Raw genomic sequence first — 19,684 nt, 5'->3', positions numbered from 1 at the left:
TCCGGTCCGCCTACTGTGAGATGTCGCTGCCTGGCACGCCGGCGCCGGACGAGGCGGTATGTGTCATGAGTCGCCGTCCTTCGAGGTCTCGACCTCGGTCTTCAGGGCCTTGAGCCAGACGTCCAGCCCGCCGCCGAGCATGGCGGCGACGGCGTCGTGGTCAGGGCCTTTCAGCGCGTCCAGCAGTGCGGCGTCCCAGGACTCCTCGGTGTGCACGAGGGTTTTTCCGTCGGTCTCGGTGAACATCCACAGGTGGGTCCCCTTTTCGATGGTGATCGCCTTGCCGATCGCGGGCCCGTCCCAGAGCACGCACTTGCCGGGCTCCAGTTGCTTGACGGACGAGGTGATCTTCAGGGTGTCGGCCGGGGCGAACTGCGACTTGGGCACGGGGGTGGTCCACCGGAACCGCGAGTCGGACGCGAAGTCGCCGGAGTCGAGCCGCTTGACGGTCAGGACCGCGTCCTGCCACTTGTCCCAGCTCTCCACGTCCGTGTGGACGTCCCAGACCTTCTTGAGCGGCGCGTTGATCACGATCTCGGTGGAGCGGGTGATGTTCGCCTCGTGGTCGATGCTCATCCCACCGCACTGCTTGCCCTCGGCGGCCCGCGCGGGCGCGGACGAGGACGCGGACGCGGACGCGGACACAGACACGGAAGCGGAGGCAGAAGCGGAGGCGGAAGCGGTGGCGGTGGGCTGAGCGGAGTCGCTGCCGGATCCGCAGCCGGTGGCGGCGATGGTCACCCCGGCCGCCGCGGCGGCGATCCTTATGGAGGGGCGGTTGGAGACGTGCATGTCCGTCCTTGTTGTTTCGTTGAGGTGTTGCCGTCCGCCCGGAGTGGCGGCCGGGATCAGGAGTGGTGGTGAACGGCGCCGACCTGCTCGCCCTCGCCCAGGACGACGAACTGGCCCATCATGCCGTCGTCCTCGTGCTGCAGCAGGTGGCAGTGGTACATGTACGGCACGTTCGGGTCGGTGTGATCGCTGAAGCGCATCGCCAGCCGGAAGCGCTTCCCCTGTGCCAGCAGGACGGTGTCCTTCCAGCCGAGCAGCGATGGCTCCGGCGTCTTCCCATCGACCGTCAGCACCTGGAACCGCACGTCGTGGACGTGGAAGTTGTGCAGGTAACCGTTGTCGTTGGTCACCTCCCACACCTCGACGGTGCCCTCGCGGACGCCGAAGTCGATGCGGTCCATCGCCATCGACCGGCCGTTGATCTGGTCCGACGCGAGCACGAACGAGCGTCGCGCCGCGACCGCCGCACCGGCGAGGTCCGGTGCGACGCCGAGCACGGCGGGGAGCCGGGCGTCGCCGGACAGGGTGCCCGCGGCCCGGAACTGGCAGATGTCGAGCAGGTCGTCGAAGCCTTCGAGCCGTCCCAGCGTGCCGCCGTACTCGGAGGGGTAAGAGCGCAGCTCGACCCGCTCCCCCGGCTCGAAGGGCACGACGATCTCGGCGCGCTCGCCCGGCGAGAGGTAGAGGCGACTGGTCTGCCACGGCTTGGCCAGCAGGCCGCCGTCCGTGGCGACGAGCGAGAAACGCCGGTCGTCGGAGAAGCCGAAGTTGTACAGGCGCGCGTTGGAGCCGTTCAGCAGGCGCAGCCGTACGAGCCTGGTGGTGACGTCGAAGTACGGCCCGACAGCGCCGTTGACCAGGATCTCGTCACCGATCACACCCAGCGAGCCGCCCAGCGGGACCGGCTGCACGAACTGGTTGTCCCCATCGAACGCGCGGTCCTGGACGATCATCGGAACGTCATCGACGCCGTACTCGGACGGCAGGTTCAACGCGTCCGCGTCATCGTCGTCCACGATGAACAGCCCGGTCAGTCCCCGGTACATGTGGTCGGCCGTCGAGCCGTGCACGTGCGGGTGGTACCAAAGCGTCGCGGCGGGCTGCTCGATCGTCCACCGCGGTTCCCAGGTCCCACCGGCCGGGACGGTCTGGTGCGGGCCGCCGTCCATGGCCGCCGGCAGGTGCATGCCGTGCCAGTGCAGCGAGGTCGCCCGGTCCAGGCCGTTGCGCACGGCGAACTCGACCCGCTCACCGCGCCGGGCGCGGATCGTCGGGCCGAGGTAGGTGCCGTTCACACCCCAGGTGCGGGTGGCCGGTCCGGGCTTGAACCGGGTCTCGCCCGGCTGGATGCCGAGCTTGTACGCCCGTGCGCCCCGCTCGACGCTCTCCGGCTTGGCCAGCGGAGGGATCGGCAGGGCCGTGCCGAAGGCGATCTCTCCGGCGGTGTCCGACTTCGCGGCGGCGTAGTAGGCGCCGAAGCCACCGCCGCCGAGGACGACCGCGCCCCCGACGCCGATGCCGAAGATCTTCAGCGCTGTGCGGCGTCTCATGGCACGACCGTCCCGCGACGAGGGGTGGCGTCGCGTCGGCGAGAACTACGTAGAACCGAGGCCCGGCTGATCCCTGAGCTGACGGCGGGAGCTGATCCCGAGCTTACGGAAGATGTTGCGCAGGTGGGCGTCCACGGTGCGCGGGCTGATGAACAGCCGGGCCGCCACTTCGGCGGAGGTCGCGCCGGTGGCGACCAGCCGCGCGATGTGCAGCTCCTGCATGGTGAGCTGGTCGCGGGTGTGCCCCGACCGGCCGCGGGCCTTCTCGCCGGTGGCGCGCAACTCGTCGGCGGCGCGCCGGGCGAACGCTTCGAGCCCCGCGCCGGACAACAGCTCATGCGCGGTGCGCAGGTACGGGCGGCAGTCCCGCCGGCGGCCCGCGCGGCGCAACCACTCCCCGTACAGGAGGTGGGCCCTGGCCCGGTACGGCAGCAGCGGGCTGTCCGCGAGGTGATCGATGGCCGCCAGGTAGTCGTCCTCGGCTCCGGTCACCAGCCCGCGCGCGTACGCCGCGATGCCCAGGCCGGTCGCGGTCGCGGCGACCTCGGTCCGCTCGGTCAGCGAGGCCAGCGCGGTGACGGCGGTGTCCTGCTCGCCGCACCGGACCGCGGCCTCGACCAGCTCGGGCAGGGAGAATCCGGCGACGAAGAGATCGTCGAGAGCGACGGCCCGCCGGGCCCCGGCCAGCGCGGCCCGGTAGTCGCCCAGGCCGTTGTTCAGCACGGCCGCCGCCCAGTGCACGTTGGCGACCACTTGGCCCGCGCCCTGCGCGGTCGCCGCCGCCGTGGCGCTCTCGAACAGCTCGAACGCCTCCTGACCGCGGCCGCGCATGGCCGCCAGGTGCAACCGGTGATACAGGATCGCAGGACCGCCGGTCGCGTCGGCGATCGCCTCCTCCTCGGCGATCGCGGCCATCGCGCGATCGAGGTCACCGGACAGCACGGCGCCCGACGCCACCTGGGCGAGGCCGAGACGCAGCACCAGGGGTGCTCCCGACTCGCGGCCGTTCTTCATGAGCCACTCGGTGATCGTCGCGTGGACCCGCGGATCCCACAACTCTGACGCGAGGATGACCGCGAGCGCGGGGTGCCGGATCCACATCGCGCCGCCGTCGCCGTCGAGGGCCTCCCTGATCAGGGGAACGGCCACCCGGTGTCCCTGCGTGGCCAGCAGGGTCAGTGCGTCCAGGATGTCGGGTTCATGCGGCAGCGACGACTGCGCGGCGCTCAGTACCTTGTCCATCATTCCGCTCCCCCGGCCGACGAGCAGGCTCATCTCGAGTGCTTCCAGATAGCAGTCGCGGGACCGCTCCGGGTCCAGCTCCGCGAGCCGGCGCGCCGCGCGCAGCATGAACTCCGGGCCGTTGCCGTTGCCCGCCTGCGCGAAGGCGACCTGGCCGCGCAGCAGGTCGGTCTCGGCCTGCCGGTACTCGTCCAGGCCCGAGCTCCCGACCGCCGCGAGCAGTTCGGCCGCGTCGTCGGCGGCGCCCGCGTCAAGCTGGGCCCGAGCCGCCGCGAGCGTGCGTTCTGTGCGCTTGGCGGCGTCCAGCGACAGCTCCGCCGCGCGTTCGAGGAAGGCCGCCGCGGCCACCACCCCGCCCCGCGCCCGCGCACGGGACGCCGAACGCTCCAGCTCGGCGGCGACGTCGTCGTCGGGACCCGCACCCGCCTGGGCGCGGTGCCAGGCGCGCCGGTCTGGGTCCGTCACCGGGTCGGTGACCTCGGCGAGCACTCGATGGGCCAGCCGACGTTCGCTCGCCCCGGCGGCCTGGTAGGTCGCCGTCCTGGCCAGCGGGTGGAAGAAGCGCACGCGGGTGCCGAACTCGACGAGGCCGGTGGCGGTCGCGTCCGCGCCGGCGGCCGGCAGGTCGATCTCCAGCCGCCGCGCGGCGGGCCACAACAGTCCGGGGTCGCCGGTCGGGTCGGCGCTCGCGATCGTCAGCAGCAGCCGCGCCCCGGCGGGCAGGCCGGCCAGCGTGTCCCGGAAGCCGCGCTCGACCCGGGTCTGCACCGGGGAGGTGTCCGGCGGGGCGAAACCGCCGGCCCTGGGCAGGGAGAGCAGCGCCAGCGGGTTCCCGCGTGCCTCGGCCACGATCCGGTCGCGTACCTGCTCGTCGAGGGTCTCGTGGCTCTGCGCGGCAAGCAGCGCGCGGGCGTCGGCGTCGCTCAGCCCTTCGACGGTCAGGCTCGGCAGCTCCTCCAGCTCACTCGGCACAGCGGGTGGCCGGGCGGCGAACAGCATGGCGATGGGCTCGGCGGCGATGCGTCTGGCGAGGAAGGTCAGTGCCTTCGACGACGCCGCGTCCAGCCACTGGGCGTCGTCGACCAGGCACAGCAGCGGGCGTTCCCGGGTCGCGGCGGCGAGCAGGCCGAGGGTCGCCAGGCCGATGCGGAACGCGTCCGGCGCGCCGGTGGCCAGCCCGAACGCGACCCGGAGGGCGTCGCGGTGCCGGGCGGGCAGCTCGTCGAGATGCTCCAGGACCGGCAGGCAGAGCTGGTGCAGTACGGCGAACGGCAGCTCCGCCTCGTACTGGGACCCCGACGTGTCGATGACCCCGAGCCCGGAGGCGTTCCGCCGGGCGTGCTCCAGCAGCGCGCTCTTGCCGATGCCCGCCTCGCCGCGCAGGACCAGCGCCCCGCCCCGGCCGGCGCGCGCGGCGCCGGTGAGCTCGTCGATGCGCCGGATCTCGTGCCGCCTTCCGAGGAGCGAACCGCGAGAGTAAGCAGATGTGCGCACAGCGCTTACGTTACCGAGCCCGGCGATGCTCAAGGACGGACGCGACCGCATAGCCACCACCACCCGCGATGGCCAGGACCCAGAACAGGCCGGGGGTGCCGAAGAAGAGCGCGGAGGTCGAGACCAGCACGAGCCACGTGCCGAGGGCGTAGTGCAGGACGTTGCGGCGGGCGGCGCCTTCGGCGAGGTAGAGCAGACCGACGATCAAACCGGAACAGACGGGCCACAACACGGTCTGCAACTCGGGCATGCCCAGGAAGCCCGTGAGAGCGGTGATCACGAGGAAGACCCCGGCGAAGGCGCTGAGCCAGGACAGGCCCAGGAGCCTGCCGGACAGCAGGTCGGAGGCGCCCGCGCCGCGCTGGGAGCGGACGGCGGCGAGCGTGGCGAAGACGGTGCCCGCGGCGAGGCCCGCGCCGAGCAGGGCCATCGGCAGCCAGCCCGGCAGGGCGACCAGCGGGTCGGCGCCGGCGGAGATCGCGTTGGAGCCGTGCCCGAGCACGTACGCCAGTCCGAAACTGATGTAGGCGGCGCGGTTGTCGATCTCATCGGCGGTGGTGGTGGGGGTGCCGGCCAAGGTGAGGGTGGTCATGGGTGGGGCCTCCGGGGGTGAGGTGGGAAAGGGGGATGGTGATCCGCTCGGCGATGTCGGCGGGCCAGGGAAAGGATCTGGCGACGGCGCGCTGGTGGGCGAGCCCGTGCAGGCCCAGCCACAACGCGAACGCGTCCGTGGCCGGGGCGTCGCTGGTGTGGCAGGCGGTCAGGCCGTCGGTGAGGATGCGCAACACTTCCGTGCCGGAGGCCGGGTCGCCGTCGAACATGGCGCGGTAGCGGGCGGGGTGCTCGCCGGCGAAGTCGAGGTAGGCCGAGCAGAGGGCGAACAGCCGGCGGCGGGGATCGTCGTGGTGGGAGACGGTCCGGAGCCGGTCGGCCAGGTCCGCGGACGCCTGCCGCACCACGGCCCGCAGGAGCGTTCCGGGGTCGGGGAAGTGGGGGTAGATCGAGGGGGCGGCGATCCCGACGCGGCGGGCCACCGCGCGCAGCGTCACGGCCCGTTCGCCGCCACCGGTGTCGAGCAGGTCGGTCGCGGCGGCCAGGATCTCCGTACGGAGCCGGCCGCCCTGTCCTCTGCGGTTTCTCTGGCGGTACGGCACCTACGGGACGATGACGACTTTGCCCGCGACGGTTCGCGACTCGGCCAGGGCCAGCGCCGCGCCGGCGTCGGCCAGCGGGAACTCGGCCGCGATCTTCGGGGTGAGCACGCCGTCGGCCACCAGGCGCAGCACCTGGGTGAGGTCCTCGCTCAGCCGGGCCCGGAACGAGCTTGGGCAGCGCTTGCCGGCCCAGAAGTTGTAGAAGTGCGCGCTCCTGCCGTTGGGCAGGTGGTTCCATGCGGCCAGCCGGGCGAAGGACTTCAGCACGGGGAGCTGGGAGTTGCCGTCCTCGTCCTTGGTGGCGGCGGTGCCGTACGACACGAGGGTGCCGCCGCGGCGTACCAGTCGCCAGGACTCCTCCAGCCCGGCGCCGCCGACGTGGTCGAAGACCGCGTCCACGCCGTCAGGGGCGAGCTCGTGGATCTTGCGGTACATGTCCGGGTCGCGGTAGTCGACCGGGGTCGCGCCCAGCTCGCGCAGCAGGTCGTGGTGCCGGGGGGAGGCGGTGCCGATCACCTTGATGCCGGCGTGCCCGGCCAGTTGCACCAGCGTGGAGCCGACGCCGCCGTTGGCGCCGAGCACGACGATCGTCGAGCCCGGCGCGACCGCGGCGATGCGGTGCAACATCTGCCAGGCCGTGATCCCGTTGACGGCGACGGTCACCGCGGCGGCCGGGCTGACGCCGTCCGGCACGGGCACCAGGTCCGCGGCGTCGATCAGCAGCGCGCTCGCCCACCCGCCGACCTTGGTCACCGCGGCGTAGCGGCGGCCGACCATCGCGGCGTCAACGCCCTCGCCGACGGCGCTCACCGTGCCGACCACGTCATAGCCCGGTACGAACGGGAAGGCCGGCTGGTCGTAGTACTTGCCGCGGCGCATCTGCTGCTCGGCGAACGACACGCCGGTCGCCTCCATCCGCAGGACGGCCTGCCCCTTGGCGGGCGCGTCCAGGTCGCGGGCGCGGATCTGCAGCTCGTTCGGCTCCACCTTGCCCGGCAGGACGACCTCGGTGGCGCGGATGGTGCTGTTCATGACGTTCTCCTGTCTTTCGCCGCTCTGTGTGCTTACGGCTGTAAACATACGGGCGTTAGCCCACGGAGGGCAAGAGCTAACACGGATAAGTTTTCACGTGTAAGCTGACAGGCGTGACAGACAACTCGCCTTCACCCGCCCGCACCCGCAACCGCAGGGGCGAGGGCGCGCGCCTGCGCGACGAGATCGTGGCCGCGGCGGTGGAACTCCTCGACGAAACCGGCGACGAGAGCGCCATCAGCCTGCGGTCAGTCGCCAGGCGGGCCGGGATCGCGCCGCCGTCGATCTACCGCCACTTCCCCGACCAGCCGACCATCATGCTGGCGGTGGTGCAGCAGGCGTTCGCCGAACTTGAGGCGAAGCTGCGCCTCGCACTCGACGACGCGGACGACGGCCCCCGAGCCCGCCTGTTCGCCGTCTGCGAGGGCTACCTGGACTTCGCCAAGCAGCACCCCGAGCGCTACCGCACCATGTTCGGCGGCCTGTGGATGCCCGCGCTGGAGGAGACCTCCCTGACGGAGGCCGACATGGCGGCGCTGGGCAGCGAGTGCATGGCCCTGCTCCGCGAGGTGCTGGACGGCTGCCTCGCGGCCGGGCTGGCCACCAGCACCGACCCTGCCGCCGACACGGTCGCGCTGTGGCTGGGCCTGCACGGGCTGGCCCACCAGCGAGCGGTGACCGTCGCCTTCCCGTGGCCGCCGGACATCGCCCAGCGCCTGATCACCACACTGGCGCACATCCGCGACTGATGACGGGGATGCGACGGCAGATCCGGAAATCGCGCCGCTGTTGCGACAGGAAGTGGGTATTCAGGCTTGCATGTGCGGAAGGTAAGGTGAGGGCTTGTGACGACGTTTCGGATCAGCGAGGCCGCGGCGCTGCTCGGGGTCAGCTCCGACACCGTCCGCCGGTGGGTGGACGCGGGCCGGCTGGGAGCCGAGCGGGACGAGCACGGCCACCGGCGGGTGAACGGCGCCGACCTGGCCGCCTTCGCCCGCTCGCAGATCGAGGCCGACGGTGAAGGCGGTCGCTCTTCCGCGCGTAATCGCTTCAGGGGGATCGTGACCGAGGTGATCCGGGATGCGGTGATGGCGCAGGTGGAGATCGCCGCGGGGCCGTTCCGGGTGGTGTCGCTGATGAGCCGCCAGGCCGCGGACGAGCTGGGCCTGGAGGTGGGGGTGGTGGCGGTCGCCGTGATCAAGTCCACCAACGTCGTCGTGGAGATTCCGAGTCATGACCGCGTGGCCAGTCCTTTGTGAGGAGCCCTCCTTGGTGTTCAGGCGTCTTTCCCGATGGGCGATCGCCCTGCCCGTCGCACTGGCTCTGGCGGGCCTGTCCGGTTGCGGCTCCGGCGAACCGGCCGCGACGTCCGCCTCCTCCCCTGCCGGTGGCGGGGCCAAGGAGGTGACGGTGTTCGCGGCGGCGTCGCTGACCGGGACGTTCACCGAGCTCGGCAAGACCTTCGAGGCCGCTCATCCGGGTACGACGGTGAGGTTCAACTTCGGTTCCAGCGCGACCCTGGCGCAGCAGATCGTCCAGGGGGCGCCGGCGGACGTGTTCGCGGCGGCGAGCCCGGCGACGATGAAGACGGTCACCGACGCGTCGCTGGCGGGCTCGCCGGCCACGTTCGTGCGTAACAAGCTGCAGATCGCGGTGCCGGCCGACAACCCGGCCAAGGTGGATGAGCTGAAGGACCTGACCGACCCGAAGGTGAAGGTGGCGCTCTGCGCCGAGCAGGTGCCGTGCGGGGCGGCGGCGGTCAAGGCGCTGGCCGCGGCCAAGCTGACCGTCAAGCCCGTCACCCTGGAGCAGGACGTCAAGGCCACGCTGACCAAGGTGCAACTGGGCGAGGTGGACGCGGCGCTGGTCTACAGGACCGACGTGATCGCCTCGGCGGGCAAGGTGCGCGGCATCGAGTTCCCCGAGGCCGATCAGGCGGTCAACGACTATCCGATCGCCACCGTGGCGAAGGCGCCCGCCGGGGACGCGGCTCGGCAGTTCGTGGATCTGGTGCTGTCGCAGCAGGGCAAGGACGTGCTGACCAAGGCCGGCTTCGAGGCCCCCTGAAACCATGACCGAACAACTTGGCTCGGCGTATCGGGGGCGCGAGGTCTCCGGCCGGCTGCCGTGGATGCTGGTCGTCCCCGCGGTGGCTGGGCTGGTGTTCCTGGTGCTGCCGCTGGCCGGGCTGCTGATCCGGGCCCCCTGGTCCACCCTGCTGGAGCGGCTGGCCGAGCCGCACGTGCTGGAGGCGCTGCGGCTGTCGCTGATCACCGCCACCGTGGCGACCGCCGTGTGCCTGCTGCTCGGGGTGCCGCTGGCCTGGCTGCTGGCGCGGGTGGAGTTCCCCGGGCGACGGGTGGTCCGGGCCCTGGTCACCGTGCCGCTGGTGTTGCCCCCGGTGGTCGGCGGCGTGGCGCTGCTGCTGGTGCTCGGGCGGCGCGGGCTGGTCGGGCAGTGGCTGGAGGCCAGCTTTGGGATCACACTGCCGTTCACCACGGCGGGTGTGATCATCGCTGAGGCGTTCGTGGCGATGCCGTTCCTGGTGATCAGTGTGGAGGGTGCGCTGCGTGGCGCGGACCGGCGCTTCGAGGAGGCCGCCGCGACGCTGGGCGCCTCGCGATGGACGGTGTTCCGGCGGGTGACGCTGCCGATGGTGATGCCGGGCGTGGTGGCAGGGGCGGTGCTGTGCTGGGCGCGGGCGCTGGGCGAGTTCGGGGCGACGATCACGTTCGCGGGCAACTTCCCCGGTACGACGCGGACGATGCCGCTGGCGGTCTACCTCGCGCTGGAGACCGAGCCGGAGGCGGCCATCGTGCTCAGCCTGGTGTTGCTGGCCGTCTCGGTGGTCATCCTGGCCAGCCTCCGCGACCGGTGGGTGAGCTCGCCATGACGCTCGACGCCCGACTGCGGGACCGGTGGGTGAGCTCGCCATGACTCTCGACGCCCGCCTGGTGGTTACTCGGCCCGCCTTCACCCTCGACATCGCGCTCGACGTGCGGCCGGGCGAGGTGGTGGCGTTGCTCGGGCCGAACGGTGCGGGCAAGACCACCGCGCTGCGCGCCCTGGCCGGGCTCACCCGCCTGTCCGGCGGGCAGATCAGCCTGCGTGGCCGGCCGTTGCACACGTTGCCGGCCGAGAGCCGGCCGATCGGCATGGTGTTCCAGGACTACCTGCTCTTCCCGCACCTGTCGGCGCTGGACAACGTCGCCTTCGGGCCGCGCTGCCAGGGCGTCTCCAAGGCCGAGTCCCGCCGTACGGCCGCCGCGCTGCTGGAGCGGGTCGGGCTGGCCGACCGCGCCGCCGCCAAGCCACGCCAGTTGTCCGGCGGGCAGGCGCAGCGGGTCGCGCTCGCCCGCGCGCTGGCCGTACAGCCTGAACTGCTGCTGCTGGACGAACCGCTGGCCGCGCTCGACGCGCATACCCGGCTGGAGGTGCGCTCCCGGCTCCGCCGCCACCTGGCCGACTTCGACGGCGTCACCGTGCTGGTCACGCACGACCCGCTGGACGCGATGGTGCTGGCCGACCGGCTGATCGTGATCGAGCACGGCTCCGTCGTCCAGCAGGGCACGCCGTCCGAGGTGGCCCGCCGCCCGCGTACCGACTATGTGGCCCGGCTGGTCGGGCTCAACCTGTACCGCGGCGTCGCCGACGGTCACCGGGCCAAGGTCGGCGAGTTGTTGCTGCACACCTCCGAGCACCTCGACGGGCCCGTGTTCGTCGCCTTCCCGCCCGCCGCCGTGGCGCTCTACCGGTCCCGCCCCGACGGCAGCCCGCGCAATCTGTGGGAGGCCAGGATCGAGGGCGTCGAGCGGCACGGCGACAACGTCCGGGTCCACCTGGACGGGCCGCTCGCCGCCTTCGCCGACATCACCCCCGCCGCCGTCGCCGACCTGGACCTGACCCCCGGCCAGCGGATCTGGGCCTCGGTCAAGGCCACGGAGACCCACGCCTACCCCGCGTGAACGCCGCTGGCCGGCCCTGCCGGGCGCTCCGACTTGCGGGTGAAACCCGCAGGTGGGACCGTGGGGCGTGGTCATGGCAGCCGATCAGGGAACACGCCGGGACGTCGCCTGGGCGACTGCGCGGAAATACGCGCACGCGGCGGCCGAGCCGGTGGCGCCCGTAAGGGTGCCTCTCGGGCGGGCGGCGGGGCTGGTGATCGCCGAGGACCTGGTCGCGGCGACGCCGCTGCCGGCCTTCGACACGGCCGCGATGGACGGGTTCGCCGTGGCGGGTCCCGGTCCGTGGACGCTCACCGGCAGCGTCCGCCCCGGCCGGCCGTGGGCGGGTGAGCGGCTGGAGCCCGGTGACGCCGTGGAGATCTCGACCGGAGCCGTCGTTCCCGCCGGGGCATCGGCGGTGCTTCCCGTCGAGTCGGCGACCGCGGGTGACGGCGCTGTGGCCGGTCCCGATCTGCCGCGCGGCAAACACATCCGGTACGCCGGAGAGGACACCGCCGCCGGAGCGCGGCTGGCACCGGCGGGCACCCCGGTCGGCCCCGCGCTCCTGGGCCTGGCCGCCTCCTGCGGATACGACGAGCTGCTGGTCCGTCGCATGCCCTCCGTCCGGGTGATCGTCACCGGGGACGAGCTGGCGCATCACGGCCTGCCCGGCCCCGGCAGGGTCAGGGACGCGCTCGGCCCGCTGCTGCCGCCGCTGGTGGCCGAGCTCGGCGGACGCCTGGACGACCTGGTCCACGTGCCCGACCGGCCCGTTTCCGCGCTGGCCGAGGCGGTGCAGGCGGCTGCCGTCGTCGAGGTCGTCGTGGTCACCGGGTCTACGTCGGTCGGGACCACGGACGGGTTGCGCCGGCTGCTCGCCGAGTGCGACGCGCAGTGGATCGTCGATGCGGTCGCGTGCCGGCCGGGCCATCCGCAGTTGCTGGCCCGGCCGCCCGGTGGCCCGTACGTGGTGGGGCTTCCCGGTAATCCGTTCGCCGCGCTGGTGGCCGCGTACACGCTGCTCGGGCCGCTGCTCGCCGGGCTGAGCGGGCGGGCGCTCGGGAAGCTGCCGCAGGCCCCGCTGCTCACCGAGGGGCAGGCGTCCGCCGACCGGACCCGCGTCGTTCCGGTCGTCTGGGACGGTCCCGGCGTGCGGGCTCTCGGCGGCGACCGCCCCGCGTTCCTCAACGGCGCGGCCCTCGGGGACGCCCTGGCCGCGGTCCCGCCCGGCGCCGAGCCCGGTCAGCCGGTGCCGCTGGTCCTGCTGCGCGCCTGAAGCCTCCTCACAACGTGGCGGCGTAGTGCTTGGCGGCGGCCTGGACCGAGGTGGTGACGTTCGGCTCCTGGTCGTAGAAGTCGAACTGCACGCCGGTGATCCAGGTGATGTCCTTGGGACCTGCCAAGCCGTCGTAGAAGCGGCGCGCGCCGTCGGGGATGGCGGCGTCCTGGCTGTGCACGATCTGGGTCGGGACGGTGATGCGGGGCGCGAGCGCGATCGAGTCGAAGGCCAGCCAGCCCGGCCAGGCCATCACCGCGAACCGGTTCGGCCAGGCCGGGATGCCGCCGCGCCCCGGGTCGAGGTAGAAGTCGATCTCCATGGGCATGGCGGCGCGGGGGTCGACGCCACTGACCACGGGCACATACTCGACCTCCCCGCTCGTCTCGTAGCGGGTCCGGGCGGCCGCGGCCTCGGCCAGTTTCGCGGCGACGCCCTCCTGGCCGCCGTACACCTCGCGGCAGATCGCGCCGTCGTGCAACCAGGGGGCGACGAGGGCGAGCGAACGCACGCGGGGGTCGTCGGCGGCGGCCGCGCTCATGTACATCGCCGCCGCGCAGATGCCGAGCGCGCCGATCCGGCCGGCGTCCACGGCGTGGTGGCCCGCCAGGAACGTCACGGCGTCGCGGATGTCGGCGATCTTCAGTTCCGGTGACTCGTAGTCCCGGGGTTCTCCGCCGGATTCGCCGTAGCCGGTGAAGTCGAACGACAGCGCGGCGAAGCCCTCGCCCGCGAGGCGTTCGGCGTACCGGTCGGCCATCATCTCCTTGACGCTGGTCCAGGTCCCGGCGACGACGACGCCCGGGGCGGGGGCGCCGGTGTCCGGCAGGAACAGGTTGCCGGTCAGGGTGGCGCCGCTGGTGGCGACGAAGCTGACCTTCTGGTGGGTGGTCATGACAGGAATCCCTTCTCGAAGTTGGCGATCACCGGAACGAGCCGGCGTGCGCGGCGGCCCACTGCTCGAACGTCCTGGCCGGGCGGCCGGTCACCTCCTGCACGGTGGAGTTCACCTGCGAGTCGTCCAGCGACCCCGCGACGTAGAAGTCGAAGAAGGCGTCCACGTACTCGACCGGCGTGGTCCGCGACATCTCCGCCCTGGCCTCGTCGTCGGACTGCGCCTCAAGCCGCAGGTCGCGGCCCAGTACGGCACCGAGCACGGCCAGCCGATCGGCGGGCAGCAGCGCCCGCGGGCCGGTCAGCCGGTGCACGGCCCCCTGATGGCCGTCCTGCAGCAGCGCCGCCACCGCGACGGCCGCGATGTCGTACGGGTCCACGTTCGCGATCGGGACCTGCGCGAACGGGACGCGCACCACGTCACCGGCGGCCAGTTGCGCGCTCCATTGCAGGGTGTTGGACATGAAGCCGCTCGGCCGCAGGATCGTCCAGGCCAGCCCGGACGCGCGCACGGCCTGCTCCGACTCGACCATGTAGCGGGTCACGGCGTTGGTCAGGTCGCCCGAGCCCGCCGACGGGCCCGAGAGCAGCACCACCCGCTCGACGCCGGACCGTACGGCCACCTCCAGCAGTTCCGGCGTGTGCCGGAAACCGGGCAGCAGGAACAGACCCCGGGCCTGGTACAGCGCGGGACCGAACGAATGCGGCTCGTTCAGGTCGCCGACCGCGTACTGGACGCCCAAGGGCAGGCCGGCGGGAATGCCCCGGACCAGCCCGCGCACCGGCGAACCGGCCGCGACCAGCGCGCCGACCACCTCGGCGCCCACGTTCCCCGTGGTGCCGGTCACCAGGACGGTCATCGCGCCGCCGCCACCAGGGACATCAGGTCCCTGTTGCCGTCGGCCCACGTCGCCGTCATGACCACGCCGCTGATCCGCCAGCCGCCGCCGGTCCGTACCAGGTCGAAGTGGTAGGTGCCGCCCAGCGTCCACAGCGGCGACCCGAACGGGTTCGCCAGCCGGTGGACGGCCTGGAAGTTCGCGGTGCACACGGCGGTGTCGCCGTTGTCGCCGTCCACCGTCACCAGGTGGCCGCTGATCAGGTGCTGGGTGGCGTCGAAGCCGCCCAGCACCCCCTTCCAGGCGCCGACGATCTGGTCGGGCGTCAGGTCGGCGGGCTCCCCGCCGTTGAGGCTGGTGTAGTCCAGCGTCACCTTCTCGGCGAAGACCTCCTTCAGCCGTTCCCATTCGCGCCGGTCGGCGTGCCATCCCATCCGGGTGCAGGTCTCGATGATGTCGTGCTGACTCAAGGTCGCTTCCTCCTGGTTGTGGTCAGCACCACTATCGAGATAGCGCAAACCCGGAACAAGCAGGGCTTATGCAACAATCGGTGAGCTGGATTCAACGGTGCGAGGGGCGATGGAGCGGCACGAGATCGAGACCTTCCTGACGCTGGCCGAGGAGCTGCACTTCGGGCGGGCCACCGAACGTCTCGGCCTGTCCCAGGGACGCGTCAGCCAGACGATCAAGAAACTGGAACGCCGCTTCGGCGCGCTCCTGTTTGAACGCACCAGCCGCCGCGTCGCGCTGACCCCCGTCGGAGAGCGGCTCCGCGACGATCTGCTCCCCGCCCAACGGCAGATCCGGCACGCGATCAACCGCGCCACCGCGGCCGGCCGCGGCATCACCGCCAGCCTGCGCGTCGGCTACTCCGCCTACTGGTGCGGTGACCTCGTCGTACGGGCCGACGAGGTGTTCCGGCAGCGGCATCCCGACTGCGCCGTGCACGTCCAGGAAGTCTCGCTCGGCGACCCCCTCGGGCCGCTGCGGGCCGGTGAGCTCGACCTTCAGCTCACCGAACTGCCCATCGACGAGCCCGACATCACCAACGGCCCGATCCTGTTCACCGAACCGCGCGCGCTCATCGTCCCCGCCGGGCACCCCCTCGCCCGGCGGGAGACGTTGTCGCTCGAAGATCTCACCGACATCCCGCTGGTGGATCTCACCGGCGACATCCCGCGGTACTGGCTCGACTGGAACTACCCGGCGGCGACCCCCTCCGGCCGGCCCATCCCCCGTGGACCGGCCGCCTCCACCTGGCCGGACGTGCACCTGCTGGTCGCGATGGGCAAGGCCGCCACCCCCGCCGCCCGCAAGGCCGCCCAATACCACTTCCGCCCGGACGTGGTCGTCGTGCCGTTCTCCGACGCGCCACCTCTGGAGTACGCCCTGCTGTGGCCCACCGCCAAGGAGACCGCCCTCGTCCGGGAGTTCACCGACATCGCCGTCGCGCTGGCCGCTCGCCGCTGATCCGTGCAGGACTTAGCGGTTGCCGCCCCGGTTCAGCCAGGCCCGTACCGCGCCGCCGTGGTAGACGACCAGGTAGTCGGCCCTGCCGTCGCCGCTGATGTCGGCGAACTGGACGTACTCGCGGGGGTAGTTGGAGGCGTGCGCCCAGTCGTAGCGGCGCTCGAAGCTGCCGTTGCCACCCCCGCCCCTGTTCATGAAGGCGTGCACCGCGCCCTCGACACTGACCTGGAGGTAGTCGGCCCGGCCGTCGCCGTCGCCGTCGGCGAACCGCACCGCCTGCAGTGACGAGCCCTTGGTGCCGCCGGCCCAGTCGAGCCGGAGCTTCCAGAACGCGCGCCCCACATTGCCGTTGCCCGGGCTCTCGGCGGGGTCCCACCGGTTCTCGTAAACGTGGGCCGCGCCCTCCGCGCTGACCCGCAGGATGTCGTCGCGACCCTCCCCGGTGACGTCGGCGAAGCGGAGATTGGCCCGGTTGAACGGCTCCGGGTCGAAGACGATCCCGTGGTAGACGAAGTTGAGCCTGTCGCCCGGCGCGGCGAAGTTGAGGTAGGCCCGTACCTTGCTGTCGTCGCTGACCACGAGGTAGTCGTCGCGCCCGTCCCCGTTGATGTCGGCGAAGCGCACCGTGTCCGGATCGACGTCGATCTTCTGCCCGCCGTTGCCGGGGTTGTCTCCCGGGTCGTACACGCCCAGGTCCACCCAGTCGGGGAACCCGGGTGAGCCGACCGTGTTCATCGACGCGCGGATGCTGCCGTCGTCGCGGACCTGGAGGTAGTCGGCCCGCTTGTCGCCGTTGAGCTCGGCGATGATCGTACGGCCCACGTTGTGGCCGTATCCGGGGGCGATCACGCCCAGCTTGCGCCATCCCTCGCCCAGAGCCGTCGCGCCGTCTCCCCCGAGGCTGGGATTGGTGTCGTCGGAGTCCGCCGGGTTGCAGGCGCTGGGCTCCCCCTCGGGCACCGGGGTCGGGATCCAGCCCCTTTCGTGCGCCTCCTGTACGGCACCGGCCCAGGCGCCGGCCATCTTGGCGTAGCCGGTGTCCGTCGGGTGCGCGTCGTTCTGCAGCCCGTCCCTGACCAGCACCCGTTTCATGTCCACCAGCAGGACCTGCTTGCCCTCGGCCTGAAGGTCCTTCACCATGCCGGGCAGCGCCGCGTTGAAGGCGTCGATGCGCGGCTGCAGTCCGGGCTTGTCGGTCGGGATGAGCTTGGCGACCAGCACCGTGGCACGTGTGCTCCGCAGCGCCCGGCTGATCAGCTCTTTGAGCCGGGCGGGCGCGGAGGACAGCTCGTGGTTCTGGTTCATGTCGTTGGTGCCGGCGTGCAGGAAGATCAGGCTCGGTTTGTAGCGCGGCACCATGCACTCGGCGATCGTGGCGATCTCGTCGATCCGCCGGCCCGGGTGGCCCTCGTTGTCGCGGTCACCCATCGAGCCGGACTTCACCGATCCGACGAAGTCGACCTTGCCCCCGATCGCGATGCTCTTCAGGTATGCGTGCATTTCGTCGCGGTAGCCGTTGCCGTCGGAGCTCTGCACGCCGTACGTGATCGAGTCCCCGAGCGGCATCACCCGCACCTCGCGCATGAGATGGATCCTGGACACCGCGTCGCCGAGCTGGGCGCCGACCTCCCGGACGAACTCGCCCGCGGTCCTGCAGTAGCCCTTGAAGTTGTTCCACCAGCTGCCCAGCTTCCTGCCCAGCTCGACGAGCGCCTCCCCGAGCCTCCTGATGTGGCCGGGCAGCGTGTTCCTGGCCCAGGCGCCGATGCCGGCCTCCCAGGCGGCTCCCCCCGCCGCGAGGGCGAGCGCGTTGGCCAGCGACGTGGCCCACGCCTTGGGATCTTTCAGCTGGCCGTCGATGGCCTGGAGAATGGTGGTACGGGTCATGCTGCCGAAGAAGGCGCCCACGGAGACGCACACCACGGCCGCCTCGGGCGCGAAGCCCAGGCAGATGGCCCGCAGCGCGATGGTCATCAGCACGCCCGCGGCGGTGGCCAGCAAGTTCTGCCAGAGATTGGCGTTCGTGCCCAGCTCACCGGTTTCGACGGTGATCGCGATGCCGGTCGTCGTGGTCGACAGCCGCCCGTTGAAGTCGACCCAGTTGTCGAAACCGGCGCCGCCTCCCGGCATGGTGTGCGGGTTGTCCTCGAAGTCCTGGCGGGCCGTGTCGCTGATGCGCGGGTTGCGGCTCTGCGTCTCATGCAGGAGCCGGCTCACCTGCTCCTTGTCGTAGCTGCCCAGCTCCAGCTCCAGCGTGACGGAGTCCTTCGCCGGGACCACGGACAGCAGGCCGCTCGACAGGGCCGGCGGCGGCGCCGCCATCGCGGTCACCGGGGGTGTCAGCCCCAGCAACAGCGTCACCACGATGGACACGATCAAGGCCGCACGGCCGGTCGTTCTTCGCGTGTTCACGCGCACCTCCGCTTTCGAGGCGTTGATCGTCTCCAGCGCGGCCAAAAAAGGGATGAATGCCCCATTAACACTCTCGGGTAATAACGATCAGCAACCGAGAGGCACCCGTCAGGAGGTTGCCGCGGCCCGCATCCGGTCGAAGTTGGCCACGTACTGCCGGTAGATGTTCCTGTCCTTCAGGCGCAGCAGCGTCTCGTCGTTGCGGCGCAACGACGTCTCGTTGTAGTTGTGGCTGCCGGTCAGGACCACGTGCGCGTCGCGGTCGCCGTCGTAGGAGCCCTCGATCAGCAGGTACTTGGAGTGGATGCGGCCGGGCAGCGCGCTGCCGGAGCCGAGAGTGCTGAGCTCGATGCGCGGGTTCGCGGTCAGTACGGTCTTGACCTCCTCGGCGGCGATCCCGTACACGACCTGCACCCGGCACCCGTCGCCGGCCAGATCGCGCAGCCGCTCGGCGATGGCGACGCGGTAGGCGTCCCACTCCGACATGCCGACCCTGATCGTGGTGCCGCGCCGGCAGGAGACCCTGCCGAGCTGATCCACGATCGGGTCTCCCTCGGCCTTCGGGAAGAAGTACGCCCGCGCGCTGCGCGTCTGCACGACGCGGTAGTAGTCGAGGTTCTTCCGCTCGGCGGCCAGGTCGGCGAAGTAGGAGTCGTAGGCGGCGTACAGGCGCCTGTCGCCGGTGAGGACGGCGGCGTTGTTCCAGTACGTGCTGGAGTTCAGGTCGGTCAGGTTGGCCGAGGACTGCACCACCACGTCGGAGGCCCGGCCGGTCCGCGAGAACAGGTAGAACTTGTTGTGCTGCCCCTTGTTCCCGATGCAGGCCGCGGTGCCGCCCGACATCGGCCCGGTGCACACGTGCAGCCACGAGCCGGCGGTGGTGTCGGTGCCGAGCCCGGCCGCGAGCTGGGCCGCCACGGCCGCGCCCCGCTCGTCGCCGTCCAGCACGACGCGCACCTGCACGCCGCGCCGGTGCGCTTCGAGCAGTTCGGCGGCGAACTCGGTGCCGGCCGTGCCGGACATGACGAAGTGGGCGATCTGGATGCTCGCGCCGGCGGGCGTCTGCCGTACCAGGCCGCAGAGGGTGCGCACGATCGCGGCCGGGTCCCCGCCGACCGGCTCGCTGAACACCGCACCGGTCCGCACGGGCGCGTCGGCACCGGTCCGCACAGGCGCGTCGGCGCAGGTGGACGTCTCCGCGGCGGCCGGGCTCGCTCCGGTGAGCACGCAGGCGGCCACGGCGGCTCCGGCGGCCAGGACGGTCAGGGGCTTGCTCGGCATACGGAACTCCTCCGGCATTACGGCCAACCTCGATCTTCATTTGAGGACAGGTCCGAAGGAGATGGTGGAGCGCCCGCCCACGATCATGGTGACGGTCCGCCGACGGTGCACTGAACGCCCGGCGAACATCGTCCTGTCGGCTGCCCGCGAACAAACCGGCCGCGAAGCGCAGGAAATGTCCGATCTTTTATCGGCTTTTCCCGATTTAAAGAAAAGCGCTTCGCGGGCGCAATCTCATCACGTGCTTTTTCCAATGGCAGAATAAATGCGCGGGGTTCTACACGCGGCCGAGATGTTGCCGAAA

Annotated in this window: 19 protein-coding genes; 8 read left to right on the top strand and 11 right to left on the bottom strand. The window is 71.6% G+C overall.

Annotation, left to right across the window (positions count from 1 at the left end):
• Positions 1-63 precede the first annotated feature (63 nt).
• The 6 genes from AB0I81_RS45340 to AB0I81_RS45315 are packed head-to-tail and all read right to left on the bottom strand — an operon-like array spanning position 64 to position 7,264.
• Positions 64-792, bottom strand: a complete 729-nt coding sequence (locus AB0I81_RS45340) for an SRPBCC family protein (protein WP_360671447.1) — start codon at positions 790-792, stop codon at positions 64-66.
• Between the two features lie 56 nt (positions 793-848).
• The gene (locus tag AB0I81_RS45335) at positions 849-2,342 is read right to left on the bottom strand and encodes a multicopper oxidase domain-containing protein (protein WP_360671445.1); all 1,494 of its coding nucleotides are present in this window, start codon (positions 2,340-2,342) and stop codon (positions 849-851) included.
• A 45-nt stretch (positions 2,343-2,387) separates the two neighbouring features.
• Positions 2,388-5,078: a LuxR family transcriptional regulator gene (locus AB0I81_RS45330; RefSeq protein ID WP_360671442.1), complete on the bottom strand. Its 2,691-nt coding sequence runs from the start codon at positions 5,076-5,078 to the stop codon at positions 2,388-2,390.
• A gap of 10 nt (positions 5,079-5,088) precedes the next feature.
• A complete protein-coding gene (locus AB0I81_RS45325; RefSeq protein ID WP_360671441.1) occupies positions 5,089-5,670 on the bottom strand; it encodes an ABC transporter permease in 582 nt (193 codons plus the stop codon).
• Positions 5,624-6,232 carry a TetR/AcrR family transcriptional regulator gene (locus AB0I81_RS45320; RefSeq protein WP_360671438.1) on the bottom strand — a complete coding sequence of 203 codons (609 nt, stop codon included), beginning with the start codon at positions 6,230-6,232 and terminating at the stop codon, positions 5,624-5,626. The genes AB0I81_RS45325 and AB0I81_RS45320 overlap by 47 nt, the downstream gene beginning before the upstream one ends.
• Positions 6,233-7,264: a medium chain dehydrogenase/reductase family protein gene (locus AB0I81_RS45315; protein WP_360671435.1), complete on the bottom strand. Its 1,032-nt coding sequence runs from the start codon at positions 7,262-7,264 to the stop codon at positions 6,233-6,235.
• Positions 7,265-7,377: 113 nt separating this feature from the next.
• Here AB0I81_RS45315 and AB0I81_RS45310 point away from each other — a divergent pair, with 113 nt between their 5' ends.
• The 6 genes from AB0I81_RS45310 (at position 7,378) to AB0I81_RS45285 (ending at position 12,484) form a co-directional block, all read left to right on the top strand.
• Positions 7,378-8,013, top strand: a complete 636-nt coding sequence (locus AB0I81_RS45310) for a TetR/AcrR family transcriptional regulator (protein WP_360671432.1) — start codon at positions 7,378-7,380, stop codon at positions 8,011-8,013.
• A gap of 96 nt (positions 8,014-8,109) precedes the next feature.
• A complete protein-coding gene (locus AB0I81_RS45305) occupies positions 8,110-8,523 on the top strand; it encodes a helix-turn-helix transcriptional regulator (protein ID WP_360671430.1) in 414 nt (137 codons plus the stop codon).
• A gap of 13 nt (positions 8,524-8,536) precedes the next feature.
• Entirely contained in the window at positions 8,537-9,331 is a 795-nt protein-coding gene (gene modA / locus AB0I81_RS45300; RefSeq protein WP_360671428.1) for a molybdate ABC transporter substrate-binding protein, read from the top strand.
• Between the two features lie 4 nt (positions 9,332-9,335).
• On the top strand, positions 9,336-10,157 hold the full coding sequence (locus AB0I81_RS45295; protein ID WP_360671425.1) for an ABC transporter permease: 822 nt from the start codon (positions 9,336-9,338) through the stop codon (positions 10,155-10,157).
• A gap of 40 nt (positions 10,158-10,197) precedes the next feature.
• Positions 10,198-11,229, top strand: coding sequence for an ABC transporter ATP-binding protein (locus tag AB0I81_RS45290; protein WP_360671422.1), 1,032 nt, complete (start codon positions 10,198-10,200; stop codon positions 11,227-11,229).
• A gap of 73 nt (positions 11,230-11,302) precedes the next feature.
• Positions 11,303-12,484: a molybdopterin molybdotransferase MoeA gene (locus AB0I81_RS45285; RefSeq protein WP_360671419.1), complete on the top strand. Its 1,182-nt coding sequence runs from the start codon at positions 11,303-11,305 to the stop codon at positions 12,482-12,484.
• 7 nt (positions 12,485-12,491) lie between these two features.
• Here AB0I81_RS45285 and AB0I81_RS45280 read toward each other — a convergent pair whose 3' ends face one another.
• The 3 genes from AB0I81_RS45280 to AB0I81_RS45270 are packed head-to-tail and all read right to left on the bottom strand — an operon-like array spanning position 12,492 to position 14,687.
• A complete protein-coding gene (locus AB0I81_RS45280) occupies positions 12,492-13,379 on the bottom strand; it encodes an alpha/beta fold hydrolase (RefSeq protein WP_360671416.1) in 888 nt (295 codons plus the stop codon).
• Positions 13,380-13,407: 28 nt separating this feature from the next.
• Positions 13,408-14,238, bottom strand: a complete 831-nt coding sequence (locus tag AB0I81_RS45275; RefSeq protein ID WP_360671414.1) for an NAD(P)H-binding protein — start codon at positions 14,236-14,238, stop codon at positions 13,408-13,410.
• Positions 14,235-14,687 (bottom strand): nuclear transport factor 2 family protein, encoded by a 453-nt coding sequence (locus AB0I81_RS45270; protein WP_360671411.1) that lies wholly within the window; start codon positions 14,685-14,687, stop codon positions 14,235-14,237. The genes AB0I81_RS45275 and AB0I81_RS45270 overlap by 4 nt, the downstream gene beginning before the upstream one ends.
• A gap of 109 nt (positions 14,688-14,796) precedes the next feature.
• On the opposite strand from AB0I81_RS45270, the gene AB0I81_RS45265 reads away from it, so the two are divergent.
• Positions 14,797-15,687 carry a LysR family transcriptional regulator gene (locus AB0I81_RS45265; protein WP_360671409.1) on the top strand — a complete coding sequence of 297 codons (891 nt, stop codon included), beginning with the start codon at positions 14,797-14,799 and terminating at the stop codon, positions 15,685-15,687.
• Positions 15,688-15,699: 12 nt separating this feature from the next.
• Here the strand turns inward: AB0I81_RS45265 and AB0I81_RS45260 are convergent, their stop codons facing one another.
• Both AB0I81_RS45260 and AB0I81_RS45255 read right to left on the bottom strand, forming a co-directional pair.
• Positions 15,700-18,099, bottom strand: coding sequence for a GDSL-type esterase/lipase family protein (locus tag AB0I81_RS45260; protein WP_360671406.1), 2,400 nt, complete (start codon positions 18,097-18,099; stop codon positions 15,700-15,702).
• Between the two features lie 108 nt (positions 18,100-18,207).
• A complete protein-coding gene (locus AB0I81_RS45255) occupies positions 18,208-19,380 on the bottom strand; it encodes a phospholipase D-like domain-containing protein (RefSeq protein WP_360671403.1) in 1,173 nt (390 codons plus the stop codon).
• Here AB0I81_RS45255 and AB0I81_RS45250 point away from each other — a divergent pair.
• Positions 19,370-19,645, top strand: coding sequence for a hypothetical protein (locus tag AB0I81_RS45250; RefSeq protein ID WP_360671401.1), 276 nt, complete (start codon positions 19,370-19,372; stop codon positions 19,643-19,645). The two genes, AB0I81_RS45255 and AB0I81_RS45250, sit on opposite strands and share 11 nt — an antisense overlap.
• Positions 19,646-19,684: the final 39 nt, after the last annotated feature.

The sequence above is a fragment of the Nonomuraea sp. NPDC050404 genome (genome assembly GCF_040655495.1).
Classification (GTDB): Bacteria; Actinomycetota; Actinomycetes; order Streptosporangiales; family Streptosporangiaceae; genus Nonomuraea.
This window is presented reverse-complemented; position numbering and strand designations above follow the sequence as displayed.